This is a genomic window from Exiguobacterium sp. AB2 (assembly GCF_000696055.1).
Taxonomy (GTDB): domain Bacteria; phylum Bacillota; class Bacilli; order Exiguobacteriales; family Exiguobacteriaceae; genus Exiguobacterium; species Exiguobacterium alkaliphilum.
The window spans coordinates 1-4,788 of sequence record NZ_JNAA01000092.1; the positions used below are offsets into that span (position 1 = coordinate 1).

The window sequence follows — 4,788 nt, forward strand, 5'->3', positions numbered from 1 at the left end:
TCTGTGTCCCGTCCGGTGCTAGGTCGTCGACCAAATGCTCAATCGGATACGTCTGCCGATACAAGACGTCGATCCGTTCACCCGAAGGCGTATACACCCTATCCTCTTCGACGAGAAGTTCGTGCAGGGCAACGAACTCGGACGGTAGGTCGAGCGTCTCTTGCAGGAAACGCGTCGTCCATTTATCTTCAATGTTGTCGTCGTGAGCCGTGAAAACGATTTTCGGTGTCCCGTCTTTTTGTAGTCGCTGCCACGCAGCGATGACTGCTTTTCGCAATTCACTTCGAAGCAATTCAGTCGCCCCGGCGTTCGGGTCATCCAGCTCAAACTCTGTCGTCACGTATCGGTTCACGTCGAACAGTTCTTTGATGAACGTTGGCGTGTCGGCGTTGAACTCCATCAGCTTGAGCATGCCGTTCTTCACGATCCAGTCATAGCGACCGATAATCGTCTCTTGCGGAATCGCCTTGTCTCGAAGGAACGGCAGGCTCGCCTCCGGGTAGCCGAGCAGACGGAGCGTCTCGTCTGGGAGCGTCCGGAGCAGGCGGTTCGCCTTGCGGAAAATGGTGTCGACGTCACGTGTCGCCGCGCGAATCCGCTCGACCTCGTCTCTTGAGTAGACGAGGCAGTCATAGAGCGCATACTCTTCCTCGTTCAAGTCCGGCCAAAAATAAGGGACTTGCGCGAACAAGGCGTCTCGGTTCATCCGCCGAAACCGCCTTTTGAGCCGCTACCGAGACCGGAGTTTGAGCCCGGATTCGACCGGTTCGGCGTGATGCTACTCGCTCCGCCGTTCGAGCGATAGTTTTGATACGTCGCCGAGTTTTTCAATGCGCTCTTGGAATTGAACAGGCTGCCGAGTAAGAAGAAGCTACCGAAGTGCGGGGAACGACGGTCGTCACAATAGTAGGACTCGGTTTCTGCATCCCATTCCCAATCGTCGCACTCGTAACCGGTCGGCTCGTCCGGAAGCGTAGCTTGTTCCGTCTCGTCCATCCCGCAAGCGGCGAGGGAGGCGGTCAATACAGCGGCGGAGAGGCCGCTCAAGATTTTTTTGCTTGTCTTCATGTTGTTTCCTCCAATGTATAACCGGTCGGGGTGACATAGATCACATACGTGCCACGGTCCTCATCCGTTTCGGCTGAGTCACGTTCGTATTCGTTGCCGCCGACATACACGTACTGGCTACCGAGCATGGCGAGGGCGTCTAAATGACGGTCGACGTAGTACGCCTCAAGGAGCGGGTTGTCGAACCGGTCGTCGAGCGTGCGAATCTCGACTTTGATGTCGTCGGTCTCTTTCTTGTCGACCGGGCCTTCTGTATAGCGATCGACGTAAATCAAAAAGTACTGCTCGCCTTCGAGTGCGGACGAGCGTTGCTTGTACGTCATGCCGTCCTTGACGAAAAACTCACATTCGCGGCGGGCGAGTACTTCATCGAGCCCGAGCGATGTATAATGGTAGAGCGGTTCGAACGACAGCTCATTTTTATAGAGTCGGTATTCTAAAACGATGGAATCCATAAGTCAGTCCTTTCTTTTTTCTTTCTATACGGAACCGAGTCGAGACGGGTTTCGTAAACCAATTGAGTTGTTACTAGTATATCCGAGAAAGCGAGTGATTTCAGTGCATATCTTTTTTCGTGTCTGGCGCGGGTTGTCCAAGCTATCTTTTTTAAACATCGTACTCGCCTCGCTCGTCATCATTTTGACGGGCACGCTCGTCGGACATTGGGTGGAGCCGGAGACGTTCCCGTCCCTGTTCGACTCGTTTTGGTGGACGATGACGACGCTGACCACGGTCGGATATGGGGACTTTTTCCCGTCCTCGGTCGCGGGGCGTTGGCTCGGGATTTTCTTGTTCCTGTTTGGGATCGGGATTATCGGGGCGTTGATTGGTAAACTCGTTGAAGTCGGTGCGACGTTTCAACGGTTAAAACGGGAGGGGAAACTCATGTATCGAGGAGAAGGCCATTACGTCTATATCGGGTGGTCACCGAAGACGAAGAAGGCGATTGACGAAGTGCTCGGCTACGAGCCGAACGCGGACATCGTCTTGATTGACCAATTAAAAGAAGAACCGTATGATCATGACCGCGTCCATTACGTGCATGGGGATGCCTCGGACGAGACGGTGCTCCTGCAGGCGAACATTCTCCGTGCGCGCCGCGTCGCCATCTTCGCGGACGCCCGGATCGCCGAGTCGTTGCTCGCCGACGGGAAGTCGCTCCTCATCGCTTCGGCCGTCGAGGCGCTGTCGCAAACACAAGGCGTCGATTTGCATACGGTCGTCGAGGTGTGTGAAGAGCGGAACATCTCAAAGTTTAAACACGTCCGCATCGACGACTTCATCTTGGCGAACGACTCGGTGTCGCTCCTCATGGCGAAGGCGACGCTCCAACCGGGGACGACGTCGATTTTTCGGCAACTTTTGAGCAAGCAGTCGGGTGGCAACATCCAGGCACTCGCACCGCGCCCGGAATGGACGACGATTCGGGCGGCGGCCGAGGCGTTGCTCGGCCAGGGCGTCACGCTCATGGCCGTCAACGACCGGCTCGATTATGCGACCGTGCTCGACACAAAGCTCGAGGCGAGCGATACACTCTACGTCGTCTGTCACGACGACACGTGGGAACGATTGAATAAACAAGGAGGGGTTTGATGCATAACGGAACGTTCATCCGCAAGATGACACGCATGCAAAACGTCCAACGGTGGGACGAATATGCGCCGCACTATCACGACAATGCGGCGAGCCATAGTTTTCGCGTCGCGGTCTTCAGTTTGATCGCGGCTTATTATGAAGAACAAAAAGGACGTCCCGTCAACTTGCTCGATGTGTTAGGTAAGGCGCTCTTTCACGATATGAACGAGGTCCAGACGGGTCCGATCATGCACCGGACGAAAAAAGAGCCGACGCTAAAAGAACATATCGAGCGGATGGAGCGGACGGCGAGCCTCGGTCTCGTCGACTTATTATCGCAGTCGCTCCGACCTGACTTCTACCGCTTCCTCGTCGAGGCGGAGGACGACTCGTTCGAGGGACGGATCGTCGACGGCATCGACTCGTTCGATGCGATGTTGTTCGTCCGTCGCGAGGTCGCGCACGGGTCGCCGCACTTCGTCGCGAAGCTCGAGGAGATGAAGGCGGCGCTCCGGGAGCACCCGCTCGCTTCCGTCCGCTGGCTATACGATCAAGTCGAACAAGAGACGGAAGTGGCGACGTTCATCGAGAACGTCATGCGCATGGACAGCGTGAGGCGTTGGAAGGGTCGCTTCAACACGATTGACGACAACGACGCGATTCACGGCTTCCGGGCGGCGGCGCTCGGCATGTTCAGCGGACTGTTGGAGCGGAAGAAGTACGGCGTCGACGTCGATGTGGCGGAACTCGTCGCGCGCTTGCTTTGTCATGACCTCGTTGAAGGGGTGACCGGGGACGTGCTCGGTCCGGTGAAGCACGCGACGACGGAGACCGGACAGGCGTTCGAGGCGTATGAACGAGCCGAGAGCGAGGCGCTCTTGTCACTCCTCCCGGACTATATGCAGCCGGCGTTCCGACGCTACATGGCCGACTCGAAAGATGACACGTATGAAGGCAAGCTCGTCGACATGATGGACAAGCTCGACGCCCTCATCAAGATGAACATGGAGCGGAAGATGAACGGGGCCGAGTATGAGGTCATCTACCGGGAACAGCTGCGCAAAGTGCAGATGCGCTATGAGAACCCGAGTATGATTTTCTTCTTGGCCTACATTTTGCACGACCTGGATTATGTAACGAGTTGACAACGTCACGGACGAATTCGTCCGTGGCTTTTTTTATATCATTCATTGACATATATCATTCAACGATATATAGTGAGAGTAAGAAGTATATCGTTGAATGATATAGGGGGTGGTCATATGCCACGGAATGACACGATTGAGCTCGGTGAATTGACTGATAGTATGTTCTATATTTTGCTCGCCTTGACCGAGCCGCGACATGGCTACTTGATTATGCAGTTCGTCGAGGAGTTGACGGCGGGCCGAATGCAAATCGGACCGGCTTCGATGTACACGATCATCAAGAAGCTCGTCGCTGCAGGGCTCATCGCTCCGCTCGACGGAGACGGCAAGAAGAAGAGTTACTTGATCACAGATGCGGGGCGCGATTTGCTCTGCGATGATGTGAGACGACGCCAAGCGATTGTCGAGGACGCACGATTCATCTTAGAAGGGGAGGGACACGTATGAAACGGAAGTACATGTCGAGCTGGGGGCTCGCATTTGCCGAAGAGCGTGAGATGCGAAAGCTCGAACAGATGGCAGCTCGGGGCTGGCACTTAGAAAAGTTCGCACCACTCGGTTATTCATTGGTCGAAGGCGAACCGGCAGACGTCCAGTACAGCCTCGATTACCGTACGCGTCCGGACGAAGAGTATTTCGAGATGTTCGCATCGAGCGGGTGGGAGCACGTGACATCGACCGGGGACGAGATTCACATCTTCAAAGGCCGTCCCGGAGCGCGGCCGATCTATTCAGACCGGGAGACGATGATCGCGAAGTACGCGACAGAAGAGCGCCAGATGGGGCGGGCGGCGCTCACGTTTCTCGCCGTGTGGCTCGGCTTGCTCCTGTTGATACAAGTCGATTGGTCGAGTGTGATGGCGACGGCGCTCTTTGTGGTCCATCTGCTCATCACGATCGGGCTCATCTTCACCGGACTCCCGTACCTCGGTTTCCTAGTGAAGCGAAAACGGATGGAACATGACAGCTGACTAGGCGGATGGCACAAGCCATCCGC

The 4,788-nt window shown here is 55.7% G+C and carries 7 protein-coding genes; 4 read left to right on the top strand and 3 right to left on the bottom strand.

Annotated features, from left to right (window positions below):
• The 3 genes from DI14_RS11425 to DI14_RS11435 all read right to left on the bottom strand — a co-directional run.
• On the bottom strand, window positions 1–706 hold a 706-nt coding region (locus DI14_RS11425; RefSeq protein WP_034808665.1), incomplete at its 3' end, for a glutathionylspermidine synthase family protein.
• Window positions 703–1,068 (bottom strand): hypothetical protein, encoded by a 366-nt coding sequence (locus DI14_RS11430; protein WP_034808668.1) that lies wholly within the window; start codon window positions 1,066–1,068, stop codon window positions 703–705. The genes DI14_RS11430 and DI14_RS11425, both read right to left, overlap by 4 nt.
• Entirely contained in the window at window positions 1,065–1,523 is a 459-nt protein-coding gene (locus DI14_RS11435) for a hypothetical protein (RefSeq protein WP_034808671.1), read from the bottom strand. The genes DI14_RS11430 and DI14_RS11435 overlap by 4 nt, the downstream gene beginning before the upstream one ends.
• 103 nt (window positions 1,524–1,626) lie before the next feature.
• Between DI14_RS11435 and DI14_RS11440 the strand changes: the two genes are divergently transcribed.
• The 4 genes from DI14_RS11440 to DI14_RS11455 all read left to right on the top strand — a co-directional run bounded on the left by DI14_RS11440 (window position 1,627) and on the right by DI14_RS11455 (window position 4,762).
• Window positions 1,627–2,661: a potassium channel family protein gene (locus tag DI14_RS11440; RefSeq protein ID WP_034808674.1), complete on the top strand. Its 1,035-nt coding sequence runs from the start codon at window positions 1,627–1,629 to the stop codon at window positions 2,659–2,661.
• Window positions 2,661–3,788 carry a YfbR-like 5'-deoxynucleotidase gene (locus DI14_RS11445; protein ID WP_034808677.1) on the top strand — a complete coding sequence of 376 codons (1,128 nt, stop codon included), beginning with the start codon at window positions 2,661–2,663 and terminating at the stop codon, window positions 3,786–3,788. The genes DI14_RS11440 and DI14_RS11445 overlap by 1 nt, the downstream gene beginning before the upstream one ends.
• Window positions 3,789–3,905: 117 nt before the next feature.
• Window positions 3,906–4,238, top strand: a complete 333-nt coding sequence (locus DI14_RS11450; RefSeq protein WP_034808679.1) for a PadR family transcriptional regulator — start codon at window positions 3,906–3,908, stop codon at window positions 4,236–4,238.
• Window positions 4,235–4,762, top strand: a complete 528-nt coding sequence (locus tag DI14_RS11455) for a DUF2812 domain-containing protein (RefSeq protein WP_034808681.1) — start codon at window positions 4,235–4,237, stop codon at window positions 4,760–4,762. Before DI14_RS11450 ends, DI14_RS11455 begins: the two co-directional genes overlap by 4 nt.
• Window positions 4,763–4,788: the final 26 nt, after the last annotated feature.

Bases quoted from the DNA above. Each gene is read 5' to 3' on its own strand.
- DI14_RS11430 (WP_034808668.1), bottom strand. From the start codon at position 1,068: ATGAAGACAAGCAAAAAAATCTTGAGCGGCCTCTCCGCCGCTGTATTG.
- DI14_RS11435 (WP_034808671.1), bottom strand. From the start codon at position 1,523: ATGGATTCCATCGTTTTAGAATACCGACTCTATAAAAATGAGCTGTCG.
- DI14_RS11445 (WP_034808677.1), top strand. From the start codon at position 2,661: ATGCATAACGGAACGTTCATCCGCAAGATGACACGCATGCAAAACGTC.
- DI14_RS11450 (WP_034808679.1), top strand. From the start codon at position 3,906: ATGCCACGGAATGACACGATTGAGCTCGGTGAATTGACTGATAGTATG.
- DI14_RS11455 (WP_034808681.1), top strand. From the start codon at position 4,235: ATGAAACGGAAGTACATGTCGAGCTGGGGGCTCGCATTTGCCGAAGAG.